This window comes from Pedobacter psychroterrae (assembly GCF_004331695.1).
Classification (GTDB): domain Bacteria; phylum Bacteroidota; class Bacteroidia; order Sphingobacteriales; family Sphingobacteriaceae; genus Pedobacter; species Pedobacter psychroterrae.
This window is the reverse complement of record NZ_SJSL01000002.1, coordinates 238,078-253,831: the sequence shown is the minus strand read 5'-3', so window position 1 is coordinate 253,831 and position 15,754 is coordinate 238,078. Positions and strand designations below refer to the sequence as shown.

Sequence of the window (15,754 nt, the reverse complement as noted above, 5' to 3'; positions counted from 1 at the left end):
TCTTAAAATCAGATACCCCTAACTTTACGGTAATACTTTCGTGGCTTATTTAAATACGACATGAAAAGAATTTTACTATTTAGTTTATTGCTGACAGCGCTATATAGCTGTAAGAAAGAGAAAGCCATTGAGGAGCCTGAATTTTTTGTAAATGAAGATGCAAAAACCTTTGCAGAAATAGGTATGCTTGACATTGGTGAGATTGGTGCAGCTGAGATATCTGCTTTTGATCCGCTTACCAATAAGCTTTTCGTAGTGAAGAACGAAAATGAAGGTACACCAACACAGGACAACAGGATTGCGGTAGTGGACTTTAAAAATCCTGCTGCTATGACGGTGATAGGTTCTATCAGCATGACACCATTTGGTGGTGCGGTAAATAGTGTAGCAGTATCTGAAGGGAAACTAGCCGCAGCGATCCAGAATAATGACAAGCAGGGAAACGGCAAAGTCGTAGTATTCAAGACTTCAGACCATAGCGTTATTGCTGAGATCAACGTGGGGGCCTTACCTGATATGGTCACTTTCTCACCGGATGGCAAATATATTATGTCTGCGAATGAAGGTGAGCCAAATGCAACCTATACAAATGATCCTGAAGGTACAGTGTCTATTATCTCTGTAGCAAATAACTATGCAGTTACCACCATCAACTTTTCTTCTATGACGAGCCAACTGCCTGCATTAGCAGCTAAAGGTTTCCGTATTTTTGGCCCTGGAAAGAACTTTGTGAAGGACATCGAACCTGAATACATCACCATCTCAGCCGATTCAAAAACTGCATGGGTAACCCTTCAGGAAAATAACGCTATCGCCAAAATAGATATTGCTTCTAAAACCATCACCAATATCTTCCCCTTGGGTTTTAAAGATTATAATATAGCTGGAAATGAAATAGATCCAAGTGATGTACCTAATCAGATTGGAAAATATACACCTGCCAAATGGCCGGTAAAAGGAATGTATTTACCCGATGGAATTGCAGTACTGGAATCAAACGGCACTCCATACCTGTTCACAGCCAATGAAGGTGATACAAGGGAATACGAAGGCTTTTTTGTAGAATTCCTGAGGGTAAAAAATAAAGATATTAAACTGGATCCGACTATATTTCCAAATGCAGCCGACTTGAAAACAGATGAAAAATTAGGTCGTTTAAACGTTACTACTACCCTTGGCGATACCGATGGCGACGGCGATCTGGATGAACTTTATTCTATTGGCTCACGTTCATTTTCGGTATGGAACGGGAATACCGGTACACAGATCTATGACAGCAAAAATGAGCTGGACGTCAAATGCGTGGCCGCAGGTGCATATGATTACCTCCGCAGTGACGATAAAAGTGTAGAACCTGAAGGTGTCGCGCTTGGTATTGTAGGTAATACAAAAGTAGCCTTTGTAGGGATGGAAAGAGCGGATGCAGTAGCGGTTTATGACGTTACTGTGCCGACAAGTCCGGTTTTCCTGCAACTCTTAAAATGTGGTGACGCACCAGAGGGTGTGTTGTTTATTCCAGCCAAAAACAGCCCGACTAAGAAAAGCTTGCTGATAGTAAGCAGCGAGAATGATGGCGTATTAAAAGTATATACCCCAAATACCATATAGATTATTTTTAAAGCCGATTGAGCCTGTGCCTTTTTTTTATTAGGTACAGGCTCTTTTGTTTTTAAGCTTATACTATCTTAGTAATGTCATATTGAGTAACATCCCGGACTCTTAATCATCCAAGCTGTACTTTTGAGCCCAATTAATTAAATGAAAAGACGGATCAGCTTGTTATTCATTGCCATAGTGGCAATATTATTTTTCTTATTGAACCGGTATGTTTTGGCCGGACTTCAGGTTTACACCCCCAATCCCCTTCTTAGCCTCAGCTTTTGGCTGATAGTAGCATTGATCGTTCTTGCGCTTATTTATGCGGTCAACAGGATTAATACTTTGGGTATGGGTACATTTTTTAAAATCGCCACCCACGCTTTTTTAATCTGGCTCACTGCCTCATTGGTGTTTGCCATTGTACTTGCGCTAGGCGATGGCTATCGGCTCTTCACAGGTAACCCACGAAGCCTCTATTGGGTAGAATTTGCCACTGCACTCTTCGTCATTACTATACTGATATTTGTGTACGGCATGATCCGCGGTAAATATGCTTACCGGGTCATTAAACATACCTTGTATTTTGATGATCTTCCCGAGGCATTTGAGGGCTTTACCATTACCCAGATCTCTGATGTGCATTCGGGTAGTTTTAGTAACCCTAAGGCTGTGCAGAAAGGAATTGACATGGTAAAGCAGCAAAATTCTGATCTCTTCGTATTTACCGGCGACCTGGTCAATAATAAAGCGGAAGAGATCAAACCCTGGATCAGTTATTTTAACCAGATCAAAGCACCATACGGACAGTTTTCTATACTCGGCAACCATGATTATGGCGACTATGTAAAGTGGCCAAACGACAGTGCTAAAAGGGCTAACCTCGACTTGCTAAAAACCTATCATAAAGAACTTGGATTTAAGCTGCTGCTGGATGAACACATCGCACTTCATAAAGACGGACAAAAGATCATCCTGGCAGGAGTGGAAAACTGGGGCATTGGCTTTGGAGAGCGCGGTGACCTGAAAAAGGCCCTGAACGGGGTTAATCCTGCTGATTTTAAAGTATTGCTTTCTCACGACCCTTCCCACTGGGAAGCTGAGGTGGTAAAATCTCCATCAAAAGTACACCTGACACTGTCCGGCCATACGCATGGCATGCAATTTGGACTGGAAGCTTTTGGTATTAAATGGAGTCCTGTAAAATACCGCTATGCACATTGGGCAGGTGTAGCAGGACAAGATGGTGTATTCCTGAATATCAACCGGGGCTTTGGCTTTCTTGGATTTTCCGGAAGAATAGGTATCTGGCCGGAAATAACTGTTATTGAATTGAAAAGAACGTCAAGAGTAAGTTAAATTATTACTTTTGTACCGCAAATAAATCCTTGCATCTGCAAAACCCGAATGGAAGAAAGCAAAACACTGAAAAGAATATTTCAAGATAGAAAGAGAACAAATGTTTTAAAGTCTGCGGAGCAGGCCACGATTTCTTACCTGGTAAAAAAAGTACCTTCATTTATCACTTCAAATATGCTGACCTTTTTAGGTACAGTCGGTTCCGTCATCGTACTGATCAGCTTTATACTGGCTGCATATATCAGTAAAGAATACTTGGTGATTGGCGTGGCAGGTTTGGCCATCAACTGGCTTGGCGACTCACTGGACGGCCGTATTGCCTATTTTCGCAACACCCCCCGCAAGTGGTTTGGCTTTTCGCTGGATATCATCATGGACTGGGTGAGTACCGTATTGATCGGCATGGGCTATATGGTATACGCCAGGAACCAGTACGAACTCATCGCTTTTGTATTTGTTGCCTTATATGGCTGGGCTATGATCATTTCACAATTGAGGTACAAGATCACCGATATTTACAGCATTGACTCCGGATTGGTGGGCCCTACCGAGGTGCGTGTTATCTTGTCGCTGATATTTATTATGGAAGCCTCATTCGGGCATTTGATAGAATATTTTGCAGGGGTCATGTGCTTAGTGCTGTTCATCATCAATATTATAGATACAAGAAAGCTGCTAAAACTTGGTGACACACGTGATGATGCCGAAAGAGCAGCAAAACTGGCAAAAGAAAAAGCTGTTTAACACCTGGTACCGTTTGGATGAAAAAAACTAACCGGATATATGTTTTCTTAAAAGCACAGCTTTCTGCCTTTGCGGGAGGGATCATTGATTACCTCATCATGATCTTCTGTACGGAAGTATTGGGTATCTTCTTTCCTGTTTCTATAGCCATCGGCGGCGTCATAGGGGCGGTATTTAACTTTACGGTCAACCGATACTGGACTTTTGAAGGCAGCAAAGCAAGCCATTCACCTGTGGGCGCTCAGCTTGCCAGATTTGTTTTGGTAGTAGCAGGCAGCATACTGCTTAAGTCATCAGGAACCTGGTTATTTACAACATACCTCCACATCGACTACAAGATCAGCCGGATTATTATAGACATTGCCGTATCTCTTGGTTTTAACTATGTATTGCAGACTTACTGGGTATTTAAAAAGAACCCGATATAAAATTATTGCTTTATATACCTGTAGGCGAAACGTGCATTTGGCGCCGTATCTCCATTATCCAGCCAATTCATGACATTTTCAAGAGCCGGACTGTTATCTGACCATTTAAAGTCGATGGTAAATTGCTTGCCTTTTATTCCAAGCAGTTTTTTCGGCACTACCAGCTCCAGTTCATTGCCTTTGCTGTTCATGCCGATAGTTCCCAGTCCAGACCACTTACCACCTTTGTATACCTGAATATCAGTCGCTATGCGGCTCTTTGGTTTGCCATTTATCAGGAACTGAAAACCCTCCCAGCGGGGAAGATTGCTTTCCCCAATGCTGAGGTACAACTGCATCCAGTCTTTATCCGTCCAGGAAGTCAATTCTCCTTTAGTCTTTACATAAAAATATACGTTTGCGTCATCACTGGTAATCCTTGATTCGATGATGTCATTCCTCCCGGTATTGTTGGTGTATTCTTTGATCCTGCCCCAGCCTGCGTGCTTACGGTGAAAAGTATCACCGGGGTCGTCGGCAAAGACCACTTCCGTATTTGCCCAGTCGGCAAAGTTGCCATCAATCCGGATCTTGTTTGTTTTATGATAGACAGTACCCGGCAGGGTGCCTTTAAATTTACGAATGTTAGCTACCATCTGGTAGTAATAATTATCGTTAAAAGCACCCATTACCGGTTCTGCGTCTCGGCTATATTCGTCATTGTAAAGGTCCACAAAATAAGTTTCCCCTTTTGGTATCTTCTTTCCTAAAAAGTACGCTGAAGCCCCGTCATCAAAGCGCATGGCAATCCATTCGTTCCACCCGGTGATAAACACAAACTCCGGATCTACTTCCAGTGCGCGCTTCCATTGCTCTGCAAAGTACAGCCCTTTCTCAGGTTGCTTCAAATCCGGCTCTTTACCATCGTGAAAGCTCCTGCCTATATTCGACATCGGGTGTTCTGCTACAGCCACACTGATCTGCTCCGGCTTATTTTTATCCTCATGCCAGCCATACGACTGTGGGGTATGGTCTAGCCAGGTCCACTTATCCTTTCCGTCTCCAAACCATTTCTGGTCTTTGCTCCAGGCCCAGGATTGCCTTGAAGAAAAGAAAGTCTTCATTTCAGGGGTCAGTGCTTCAGGCGGACAAAGCAGCAATGGCTTGCCTTTCCAGTAAAACCAAAAATCTTTAAACAATTCCTTTTGGTAGATATATTCGTATAAGCGCTGAACTGTTTGCGCGGGTGCACTGTTTACAATAAAGGAGATATTGGGGACTTTGATTCCCTGTTTTCGCATGCTTCTGAACGTTTCTACGATCTTTGTAACCTGCGGCAGGTAGATTGAAGCATTGGTCACATCAAGGATCAGTACATCAATGCCCGCATCACCCAACATCTGCCCATGCTTCCTGATCACCCATTCATCGTCCGACAGGTAGTAACCGAAATAGGGTTCTCCCCAGTGATGAAAAGCGTGTATAGGCCCATATTCAGGCTTCAATGGATTCTTTGCCAGCATCTTGCTGATGTCGTACGGACTAATGGTATCTGCAGGAGTCTTGTCCTTTACTCCCCCGGTAGCATTTGTTCCATTGTTGAGGTCGTAACCATGCGCACCCTGCCAGATAAAATAAAAAATACCTACATACCGATCCTTTTTAATTCCTTTTCCTTCGGGCAATACTTTTCTGCCCAGTGCATCGGTAGCTACCCAGGTATCAGCCTGAGCATAGACAACGAGACCTTGTGCACTGAGCAGTAAAGCAAGAACCAGTGATTTCATATTATCTGATGATCTTAACTTGTTTTGGCCCGGAAATCACGGACTTAATCTTGCCATTGGCCAGTTTGGTATGCTTTACTTTTACTAGTCCATATGGAGTTGGGAAGGTCCCTTCAGCAAACTGAAGGTCGCCCAGATGTGGGGTTACCTTAATCACTTTACTGCCAGCCGCCATCACTTTTATACCCAGTACATGCTCTGTAAGCCAAGCGGTTGGGCCTGATGCCCATCCATGACATAAACTATGTCTGAACCCTACGTAGCAATAGGCACCGTAGTCGCCATGTATATCTACTTTGCCAGCCGGCACCAGTTCATCTATCCGCGATGCATTTGGCACCCATTCCATATTAAAATCTTCCCAGAAGGTAGTGGCTCCAAGATCCAACATGGCTCCCCAATATTCCCTGATCACATCTATCGCACCCTGATGGTCTCCCGCCTGAGCTTTGGCCTCCAGCATATAGTATCCATAAAAAGTAGAGAAGTTTTTAGCTCCGCCCACCGACAGCACTTCTTTATTTGCCTTATCTGCAGTAGTAATGCCTGCTATCGCCATTAAAGCTGCGGCTTGCTTAGAGTTATTGGCATCAGGGACGTATCCCTTCATTCTATTCAGTGTTAGCTGGCAAAGCGCTTCCGTTTCTTTATCTTCCACCAAAACGCTTATTTTGGCTGCTGTAGCCAGCGACCATACCGTCATGGCCTGCAGACCGGCATGGATACCTTTAGGGTTTTCGCTGGAAGGCCAGTCAAGGAAACGGGTACCGTCCATATTCTCTTTATTATCAGCTCCCACTCTGGATACGATCTGTTTTACCAAACCATTCAGATAGGTTTTTTGCTCTTTCAGGTAGGGGAGGTTTCCATTTTTCATGTACCAATCGTAGTGAATGATGATCCACCACATGGAGTAGGTACTGATGCCGTTCATCCAACCTGGAAGCGGGGTAGTCTCTTTGGAAAGGTCCAGACTTTTAGGTACCACTTCATTGTATCCGAAAACCGCGCTCAGTGTAGACACCTCAGGATGCAAATCACCCACCCATACCAACCTGTCTCTCTTGATACCGTCCCATAAATATTCCTGCATGTTCAGGTGTACGGTATAGGCTCCGGTCTGCCATATTTTGTTCAGGCGCTCGTCACTGCTTTTAAAAGACCCCAAATATGGGATGTCTCTATACGTATAAATGGCCCTTACCTCTTTTAACTGAAGTTCAGCACTTTCATCTTCCAGGTCTATCCGCACAAAGCGGAAGCCGCTTTCGCCCAACTGGATCTTGCCCAGCCATGGCACCAATGTTTTAAAATCACGGATGGCGTGGTCATTGGTCGCTCCTTTTTCTCCTATGCTGGACATGGCTTCACTGGCCGATTCACCATAGCGAACGCGGATGGTACGTGGTGTATTTCCTCCACCCCACATGCCGGTTACAATCTCCAGGCCGCCATGCAGTTCTTTACCGAAATCAAGCAGGATACTTGCCTTCTTGCCGCCTTTAGTGTTATTAAGGATGATAACATTACGGTTCGCCAGATCCCCCTGGCCAATGCCAGGCTGCAACAACCGCTCACTGTTTCTTACATCACCATCCTGCCAAAGAATTTTTACAGGAGTGATGTACTCGCGGGTAAGCACGCTCTTTTGCTGCGCTACTGCAGTCTGAACAAAAAGACAAAGTAATACTACACGGGGGATAAATTTATTTAGTTTCATGTGCTTCTAGTATTTTATAGATTTTACAACTACCGCACCTGTCAGTCCTGAAGGCACGAGTTTACTATCCGGTTTGTATGGGTTATTATTGGTCCAGGTCTTACGCTGATCTGCAGGAAGTTTACTATCTCCTATCAATCGGTTTACCCAGTTATTTACCACAGAGATCTCTAAGGTATTTACTCCGCCAACAACGGCATCGGTAATGTCCACACGCCATGGTGCAGTCCAAACGCCGCCTACTTCAGTACCGTTTACCTTGACTTTGGCCATTACACTTACTTCAGAGAAGTTCAGATAAATCCTTTCTCCTTTGGCAGGCTTGGTAACCCTAAATGTATTGCTGTAAACTGCAGTACCTGCATAATATTTGATGCTTTCTTCAGGCCTCATTGTCCAGTCGACCAGGGTATCAAAGATGACCGGCTTTTCAGGGCCTCTCATCTTAGGATCGAAAGTAACTTTCCAGGGGGTATTGATTTCTTCAAGCAACTTGGCTTCAGGGAAATTCACAGCACCAATGTTATTGGCCACCACTGGATTTCTGAACACAATAAACACACTTTGAAGGGGCTCCAGTGTGAGCGGCACAGTAGTGCTGCTGCCATTGGCCGATAACTCAGACAATACCCGTGTTCTGCCTGTCACTGGGTCCCAAAGCTCAGGCTGCATAGCAACTGAGCGGAAAGTCGGTGAAAAAGAAACCTGCTTTTCGCTTTGATTGCTGAGGAAATAGATCTCCGACTGTGGAGCTGTCCTGTGTATAAACAAGATCGGATCAGTGGTATTTGATTTAAAATCAGGAATGATATTTAAAGTATTTAACGCAGTCTGCATATCCATACCAGACATTACTGTTCCTTTTCCCAGTGTTCTGGACTTGACTGTAGTACCATTTACATCGCCCCAAAGTTCAGCCGCCATAGTTTTAACCTTAGCATCTGCCTCAGGGAAATTAGCCAGACTCGGCGAACGTTCTGGTGCAGGGCCTAAAATATTAGCTCCCTGTGCTACCAGTTCTTTAATTTTTGCCAGCAGTTCAGGTCTGATGGTCTTCAGTTTTGGCAGTACTAGCAGTTTATAGCTCATTCCATCAGGAAGTACCATTCTGCCATCCTTTACTTTTACCCTGTCGTGGATCACCTCGGCATTGATGTAATCAAATGAATAGCCAACCGGAAGTTCCGGATCGGTAATACCGGTCATTTTTGGTGCATCTTCACCAATAAAGTAGGCCACATCTGCTACATATTTTCCTTGCTGCAACATAAAGTTGGTACGCTTAAGGTAGCCAATAAACAAGTCCATATAGCTAAACCAGGTATTGTGACGGTTAAATTCGTTCCCGAAATTGGCATTGATGCCCGGTACCTTATCGTCCGAAGGCTGCTGTATAAATAAGTGCAGCAATGTATTGTTGATGCCTTCCGTAAAGAAGCGGTCGCCTCTTTGTTTCATGACGTACGGATATCTTTGGTATGGCTTATCACCGGCAGTAAATGACTCGGCAGATACTTTGACTTTACCATAGATGTGTGCAGCAGAAGATGCAGCGCGGTTCTCAATATTACCGAGTTCACCTTCACTCCAAAACTCGCCGCCAATCTCGTCCGACTGACCGCCATATTGCAAAAACTCTCCGGGAAAGCCCCAGTGTCCGTAGTTTTCCAGCCAGGTGGTAAGGCCATGTTTATGGCTCACCTCTCTCAGTCCGCCTACATAGTCGTAAGCCACTCTGTCTGCAATAAAACGCCTTAGATCCCATAAAAAACGATCTGATTTATTTTGGTCGCCCACTACCTCTCCCTGCATTACCGGCAGGAATGGAAGGGGATCATAACCATAGTTTGTTTTGAACTTCTCAATCATGCCGTCCGTCCAGTTCTGTCCGCCGGTTTCATAACTGTCTTCTACCACGATCTTCCAAGTCTTGCGGTCGGCAGCCGGAATACGTCTCAGCAACTCGCCCAAAAAAGCATCAAAGTGACTGGCCACATGCTCCTTGCTCATCTTATCGATCTCCAGTCCAATACCCTCCGGAGAGGCCGGGCCATTCTGAACGCCCGTAGGCAACATTCCTGTACGCATGATGATCCAGTCGCCCGCAGGAAGATCCCAGTTCAACTGCCCTCTGGCAGACATATGCTTTGTGATATCCACTACTGTCGCAGGGTCGATCACCAGGCTATTGTCATCGATTACCGCCTGATCCGGCCATTGGTATTCATGCCAGTAAGGAAGCGGGGTTTGAAACATCTTAGCCAATGTCTTTTCTATATAACTCTCCACTACAGGTGTTTGAGAAAGCAGAATTTCTGCCAGTCCAAATCCGTTGGACTTACTGAATACCAGACGGAAAGATTTTCCAGTGGTGGCCGGAATAGAGACTGCTACCGGACCGTAAGGCTTGAAACCAACATTCAGGCTGGGATTGGTACGGTTTACCAAAAATTCTTTGACGGTAACATACGCTCCATCTTTTTTAACCTGCAACTGTATATTAAGATGTACAGGCTTGTGTGCCGGATAAATTACCAGGCTTCTGGCAGTAAAATCCGAGTCGCTCTCCAGATCTATTGAAAATGAATCTGAAGCAGGAATATCTGCAGTAGTGCTTTCTGAACCATCTATCAGATTGCCTATATTTTGTACCGCAGCTGAACTGCTCAGCTTAGGTTTCAGTACGGCTATTGAATTACCATAGCCTTTAGGTGTTTTATATGCAATGACCCTTACATCCTGGAAATCACCTTTTGGCTGTTCCAGTTGCACATCCAGCTTTTTAGGGCCTGTGACAGTGGTCTTAGAAGAACTGAGATAACGCATGGACTGTGAGGGTTTTACCCATGGGCCTCCGCTCTGGCTCCATCCGGGACTGTTGAAAATACCTATTTCAATATTGAGCGCAGTTGCGGTTTTTAATGCGGTATGCATAATGTCCCACCACTCATCCGAAAACAGTTTAATCTTACCATAAGGCGTGGTCTCATAACCTATATTGCCAATAAAGGCCCTGTTTATACCCACAGATTTCATAGCCTGAAGGTCTTTCACTACTCCTTCTTTAGAAATGTTGTCTGACATCCAGTACCAGTATATAGAAGTTTGAATGCTATCCGGAATTGTTTTAAATGACTTCTCCAGGTTCTTCTGGGCCATACCGAATGAGCATAGCACAGCACTTAGGATGAATACCAGGCCAATGGTTTTTAACTTCATTACAGTTCAGTATTGTGTGTGATGGAATAATATTTCAATTCAATAATGTCGTTTGGTAAAGCCTTGGTATTCCAATGGTTGTGAATAGCCAATGCGGTACCAACAGCAGTAGCCTGTGCCATAGAAGCCGCAAAAATCTCCATATCAGAGAAAAACATGGCCAGCAGGTTCATATAGATGGAATTCTTGCTAAATCCCCCATCTACAAAAATCCGCCTTACCGCTGTGCCTTTTGCTACCAGCATGGTCGACTCGTACTGCTGGGTCACCAGGTCAAATATGAGTTGGTGATAGGCATGCACATCTGATTCAAAAGCATCCAGATTCCGCGCTGCAAAAGCAGATTCCTTCATCTGATTACTCGCCCAGTCGGCCTCCTTACGTTCCTCAGCAGCATACAGCTGGTGACCAATAGCCGGATCAAACTCCATATTGCGGTAGCTAACCGTATTTTTATCGAAATGGGCTGCGATCCTTTTTACCTGTTGCTCATGCTCAAAGCCGGCAAAAAGCCTGGAGGCCTTAACCGGTTTGCCTTTATATTGCATATAGCACAAACAGTCGTGCTGCAATTCTTCATCTGTCAGCGGCTCATGATTGAACGGATTGAGCGATATACACCAGGTACCGGTAGAAATCAGTATAAAAGGTTCATGGAAATTAGACAAATACGGTATCAGTGCAGCGGAACTATCATGCAGACCAACCCCTACCCCATAGTTGTTGCCAGGAAATGCTGCCGGAACTACGGAATCAGATGCGATAATTGGTGCCAGCTTATCAAAGATCCCTTCTGCTTTTACCCATGGATGATAATCATTATTTTCAAAATCCCACAGGTTGGTATGACACCCAATGCTGGTAATATCGGTATGTACTTCGCCGGTGATCAGGTAATTAAGGTATTGCGGTAAATGCAGGGCATACTTAATCTTGCTGTAAAGTTCAGGTTTTTCATACTTGATCCGGTACAACTGCATGCCAGAATTTAAGCTTCCCAATACGGGTGATGCAGTTCTTTTGGAGAACTGGGCTTCCCCGCCATAGGTGTCGTAAAACTGTCTCTTCAACTCTTCAGGATAATCCTTGAGGTAATTATACAGCGGGGCCACCGGTGCACCGTCCTCGCCGATGTACACAAAGCTGGCCCCATAAGTAGAAAAGTTGATCGCTTTGATGTCATACTGGGGCAGTTTAAACACCTCTCTTAGTGAATCAAAAACTGACAGGCGCAAACTTTCCAGGTTTTCACATGTATCGCCATCTTCGTCCACCGTTTCAATAAAACGCGCAGATTTCTCAAAAACGATCTTATAGTTTTCGTCAAAAAGAAATAACTTTTTATTGGTCTTGCCTACATCAAATATGGCTATTACAGGTATTTTACTCATCGTTTACAATCCTGTAGCCACTGTTTTCAATCCTCTTTCCTGGATTAGATTTTCTCTTACCTTTAGTTTGCGGAACAATTCTAAGGGTTGCAGTGCCGCACCACCACGCAAACGTGCTTCAGCTACCAATGGACGAACATCCGTACGGAAGGTCTCCTGCAAGATTTCCTGACAACGCGCCACATCGTTTTGTGCCTGTGCTTCGTTCAATGCTTTGCGGTCAACCAATAAGGCTTGCGCATAAGCGATCATAATCGCTTCTACAGATTGTAAAAGGTCTTCTAAAGGATCTTTCACATTGTGGGAAGCATCGATCATCCAGCCAAGTCCGGTCGTATGGTCCATACCTTTTGCATCCATACCTTCTACCAGTTCATTAAAAATTAAGAACAACTGGTACGGTTTGATACTGCCTGCGGTAAGGTCATCGTCTCCATATTTGGAATCATTGAAATGGAAACCACCCAGTTTACCCTCCATCAGCAATAAGGAAACGATCTGCTCAATATTTGCATTTGGCAGGTGATGCCCAAGATCAACCAGTGTATAGGCTTTTTCGCCCAGTTTGCTGGCATATAATAAAGATTGTCCCCAATCTCCTACAGTAGTAGAATAGAAATTAGGTTCAAATGCTTTGTACTCTACAAACATTTTCCAATTAGATGGTAAAGCCGCATAAACTTCCTGCAAGCTTTCCAGTGTATTTTGAAAAGCTTTTCTGAAGTTTAACTGACCTGGGAAACTCGATCCGTCTGAAAGCCAAACCGTTAATGCATCCGAACCGAGTTCAACCCCATGTCTGATAACTTCTATATTATGATCTACTGCCTGCTTGCGAACGGCTTTATCCACATGCTGCATAGAGCCAAATTTGTAACTGTGTGCCTGCCCCGCCTGATCCTGAAAAGTATTAGAATTCATCGCGTCAAAGCTTAGCCCGTGCTGTGCTGCAAGTGCTTTAATATCCTGATAGTTTTGTGGGATATCCCATGGAATGTGCAAAGAAATAGCTCCGCTCGATTGGTTTAAGGCATGTAACAGACCGATGTCCTCCATTTTCTCTTCCAGACTGCCTGGTTCACCCCCACCTGAAAAACGGCCAAAGCGGGTACCGCCTGTGCCTAAAGCCCAGCTTGGAATGGCAATCTGAAATGCTGCAAGCTTGCTGATCACTTCTTCTGCCTGTGGAATATCTACACTTAAATTGTCCAGTTTACGCTGATGCTTTCCCTGTAGCTGACTGTTATGGTCATCTATTTGATATTTCTCTACTCTCATGGTTTATATTTTTAGCCTCCCTTGCGGGAGGCTGTGGTCAATGGTTGATAATTTACTAAATTCTTTTTAAATGTGGTACTGATCGCCTAGCGCACAAAAGCCGTCGCTACACCACCATCTACGTTCAATACATTGCCGGTCGACTTACTCAGCAGGCCTCCCGCGAACGAGAAACAGGCATTGGCGATATCTTCAGGCAGGATAATCTTATTCAGTAGTGTACGTTTTGCATAATAAGCAGGTAGTTCTGCTACAGTAATTCCATAAGCTTTTGCACGGCCTTCGGCCCATCCTCCTGCCCAGATATTACTATCGCTGATTACCGCATCAGGGTTCACTACATTGACGCGGATACCGTCGGCACCCAACTCTGCTGCATTCAATCTGCTTAAATGCAACTGAGCAGCTTTGGCACTGCCATAACCTGCGTTGTTCGGGCCGCTAACCAATGCATTTTTACTTACAATGTTTAGCACGTCGCCTCCAATATCTTGCTTCTTCATCACCGCAGCTGCAGCCTGAGTTACGAAAAACTGTCCTTTGACCAATACGTCGTACAACAGGTCCCAGTCTTGTTCGGTATGATCAGCTATGGTCTTTGAAATAGAAAGACCTGCGTTGTTTACGATGATATCCACCCCGCCAAAAGCAAGTGCCGCAGCATCAAAGGCAGCAGCGATCTCATCGGCACTGGTTACGTTTAATACTGCAGTAGTATAACTATCAGCACCGTATGCAGCTTTAAATTCTTCGCCCGCACCTTGCAGACGTTCTGCATTCATGTCGTTCAGTACGACTACTGCACCCTCATCTGCAAATTTCTTTGCAATGGCTTTGCCTATACCACCGGCACTGCCTGTCACCAATGCAATCTTACCAGATAAAGCTTTAGGTTTTGGCATACGCTGAAGTTTTGCTTCTTCCAGCAACCAGTATTCAATATTAAATGCTTCCTGATGTGGTAAAGAGGTGTATTCAGAAATGGCTTCTGCACCTTTCATCACATTGATGGCATTGGTATAAAACTCTGCCGCTACACGCGCAGTTTGTTTGTCTTTAGAAAAAGAGAATAGGCCTACTCCGGGATATAAAATGATCACCGGGTTTTTGTCGCGTACAGCCGGACTGTTAGCATGCTTGCAAGCCTCATAGTAATCTGCGTACATTTGACGGTAAGCTTCAAATTCTGGCGCGAGTCTTTCTTTAATAGACGCTATGTCAGATAAATCTTCATCTGGAGCCAGATTCAATACCAGGGGACTGATCTTGGTACGGAGAAAATGGTCAGGGCAACTGGTACCCAATGGAGCAAGTCGGCCGAGTTCATTTGAATTGATAAATTCAAGAACCCTGGCATCATCGGTAAAATGTCCGATCATGTGTTGTTTGCTTGAACAGAATCCTCTCAATACAGGCGCCAATGCAGCTGCTTGCTTTTTGCGGTTCTCTGCATCAAGGCTTTCTATTTTTTGTCCGCCAAATACCGGCCCTTTTTTTCCGTAACTGCTTTCCAGGTATTCTGCACACTTTTCAATTACTTCAAGCGTATTGATATAACTTTCGTATGCAGTGTCACCCCAGGTAAACAAGCCATGTGATCCGAGCATGATACCACGGATTCCTGGATTTTCATCCAGACACTGGCGTAATTGAAGGCCAAGGTCAAAACCAGGCTTTTGCCAGCCTACCCAACCTATTGTACCTCCGAATAATTCTTTAGTTATTTGCTCACCATCCTTAGCAGCAGCAATGGCTATGGCTGCATCCGGATGCAAATGATCGATATGCTTAAATGGCAAAAAGCCATGCAGTGGTGTATCGATGGAAGGCGCCTTAGAGCTTAGATCATATATGCAATGATTGAACAGCTCTACCATCTCATCCTCGTGCGCTATGCCTTGGTATATATTTTTTAAATTTCTTAGCCGATTTACATATAAGGCCGCAAGGCCGCTTTTTTTCAGCGTCCCAAGATCACCTCCGGAGCCCTTCACCCACATCACCTCAGTTTCATCACCCGTTAGCGGATCTTTAGCCATGGCTTTGCAGGAGGTATTTCCACCACCATAATTGGTAAGCCGCAGATCAGCACCTAATAAATTTGACCTGTAGATGAGCAGCCCTACTTCATCTCCCGCCAGTTTTGAAGCTTCTGCTTCATCCCACAAATAGCTTACATGTTTAAAATCAGTTTTTGTTGTTAATGCTGACATCGTTTGAATGGATATTTGGATTAATTAATTTTTATAAAAA

At 44.4% G+C, this 15,754-nt stretch carries 10 protein-coding genes; 4 read left to right on the top strand and 6 right to left on the bottom strand.

What is annotated here, in order from left to right; genetic code table 11:
* The first annotated feature begins 60 nt into the window (after nucleotides 1–60).
* The 4 genes from EZ437_RS09415 to EZ437_RS09400 all read left to right on the top strand — a co-directional run bounded on the left by EZ437_RS09415 (nucleotide 61) and on the right by EZ437_RS09400 (nucleotide 4,127).
* Nucleotides 61–1,608 carry a choice-of-anchor I family protein gene (locus EZ437_RS09415; protein ID WP_131595632.1) on the top strand — a complete coding sequence of 516 codons (1,548 nt, stop codon included), beginning with the start codon at nucleotides 61–63 and terminating at the stop codon, nucleotides 1,606–1,608.
* A gap of 150 nt (nucleotides 1,609–1,758) precedes the next feature.
* Nucleotides 1,759–2,955 carry a metallophosphoesterase gene (locus EZ437_RS09410; RefSeq protein WP_131595630.1) on the top strand — a complete coding sequence of 399 codons (1,197 nt, stop codon included), beginning with the start codon at nucleotides 1,759–1,761 and terminating at the stop codon, nucleotides 2,953–2,955.
* Nucleotides 2,956–3,003: 48 nt separating this feature from the next.
* Nucleotides 3,004–3,699 (top strand): CDP-alcohol phosphatidyltransferase family protein, encoded by a 696-nt coding sequence (locus tag EZ437_RS09405; RefSeq protein ID WP_131595628.1) that lies wholly within the window; start codon nucleotides 3,004–3,006, stop codon nucleotides 3,697–3,699.
* A 17-nt stretch (nucleotides 3,700–3,716) separates the two neighbouring features.
* The gene (locus EZ437_RS09400; RefSeq protein WP_131595626.1) at nucleotides 3,717–4,127 is read left to right on the top strand and encodes a GtrA family protein; all 411 of its coding nucleotides are present in this window, start codon (nucleotides 3,717–3,719) and stop codon (nucleotides 4,125–4,127) included.
* Nucleotides 4,128–4,129: 2 nt separating this feature from the next.
* Here EZ437_RS09400 and EZ437_RS09395 read toward each other — a convergent pair whose 3' ends face one another.
* From EZ437_RS09395 to EZ437_RS09370, 6 genes are all read right to left on the bottom strand, one after another.
* Complete coding sequence (locus EZ437_RS09395) at nucleotides 4,130–5,893, bottom strand: glycoside hydrolase family 71/99 protein (RefSeq protein WP_131595624.1); 1,764 nt, start codon at nucleotides 5,891–5,893, stop codon at nucleotides 4,130–4,132.
* Between the two features lies 1 nt (nucleotide 5,894).
* Complete coding sequence (locus tag EZ437_RS09390) at nucleotides 5,895–7,613, bottom strand: alpha-L-rhamnosidase-related protein (RefSeq protein ID WP_131595622.1); 1,719 nt, start codon at nucleotides 7,611–7,613, stop codon at nucleotides 5,895–5,897.
* 6 nt (nucleotides 7,614–7,619) lie between these two features.
* Nucleotides 7,620–10,832, bottom strand: a complete 3,213-nt coding sequence (locus tag EZ437_RS09385; RefSeq protein ID WP_131595620.1) for a glycosyl hydrolase — start codon at nucleotides 10,830–10,832, stop codon at nucleotides 7,620–7,622.
* Nucleotides 10,832–12,223 (bottom strand): FGGY-family carbohydrate kinase, encoded by a 1,392-nt coding sequence (locus EZ437_RS09380; RefSeq protein WP_131595618.1) that lies wholly within the window; start codon nucleotides 12,221–12,223, stop codon nucleotides 10,832–10,834. Before EZ437_RS09380 ends, EZ437_RS09385 begins: the two co-directional genes overlap by 1 nt.
* Before the next feature lie 3 nt (nucleotides 12,224–12,226).
* Nucleotides 12,227–13,501 carry a TIM barrel protein gene (locus tag EZ437_RS09375; protein ID WP_131595616.1) on the bottom strand — a complete coding sequence of 425 codons (1,275 nt, stop codon included), beginning with the start codon at nucleotides 13,499–13,501 and terminating at the stop codon, nucleotides 12,227–12,229.
* A gap of 86 nt (nucleotides 13,502–13,587) precedes the next feature.
* Nucleotides 13,588–15,714 carry a bifunctional aldolase/short-chain dehydrogenase gene (locus tag EZ437_RS09370; protein WP_131595614.1) on the bottom strand — a complete coding sequence of 709 codons (2,127 nt, stop codon included), beginning with the start codon at nucleotides 15,712–15,714 and terminating at the stop codon, nucleotides 13,588–13,590.
* Nucleotides 15,715–15,754 lie beyond the last annotated feature (40 nt).

What these genes read in the sequence shown, in the direction of transcription:
- EZ437_RS09400 (WP_131595626.1), top strand. Translation starts at nt 3,717, where the DNA reads ATGAAAAAAACTAACCGGATATATGTTTTCTTAAAAGCACAGCTTTCT.
- EZ437_RS09385 (WP_131595620.1), bottom strand. Translation starts at nt 10,832, where the DNA reads ATGAAGTTAAAAACCATTGGCCTGGTATTCATCCTAAGTGCTGTGCTA.
- EZ437_RS09405 (WP_131595628.1), top strand. Translation starts at nt 3,004, where the DNA reads ATGGAAGAAAGCAAAACACTGAAAAGAATATTTCAAGATAGAAAGAGA.
- EZ437_RS09370 (WP_131595614.1), bottom strand. Translation starts at nt 15,714, where the DNA reads ATGTCAGCATTAACAACAAAAACTGATTTTAAACATGTAAGCTATTTG.
- EZ437_RS09410 (WP_131595630.1), top strand. Translation starts at nt 1,759, where the DNA reads ATGAAAAGACGGATCAGCTTGTTATTCATTGCCATAGTGGCAATATTA.
- EZ437_RS09375 (WP_131595616.1), bottom strand. Translation starts at nt 13,501, where the DNA reads ATGAGAGTAGAGAAATATCAAATAGATGACCATAACAGTCAGCTACAG.
- EZ437_RS09395 (WP_131595624.1), bottom strand. Translation starts at nt 5,893, where the DNA reads ATGAAATCACTGGTTCTTGCTTTACTGCTCAGTGCACAAGGTCTCGTT.
- EZ437_RS09390 (WP_131595622.1), bottom strand. Translation starts at nt 7,613, where the DNA reads ATGAAACTAAATAAATTTATCCCCCGTGTAGTATTACTTTGTCTTTTT.
- EZ437_RS09380 (WP_131595618.1), bottom strand. Translation starts at nt 12,223, where the DNA reads ATGAGTAAAATACCTGTAATAGCCATATTTGATGTAGGCAAGACCAAT.
- EZ437_RS09415 (WP_131595632.1), top strand. Translation starts at nt 61, where the DNA reads ATGAAAAGAATTTTACTATTTAGTTTATTGCTGACAGCGCTATATAGC.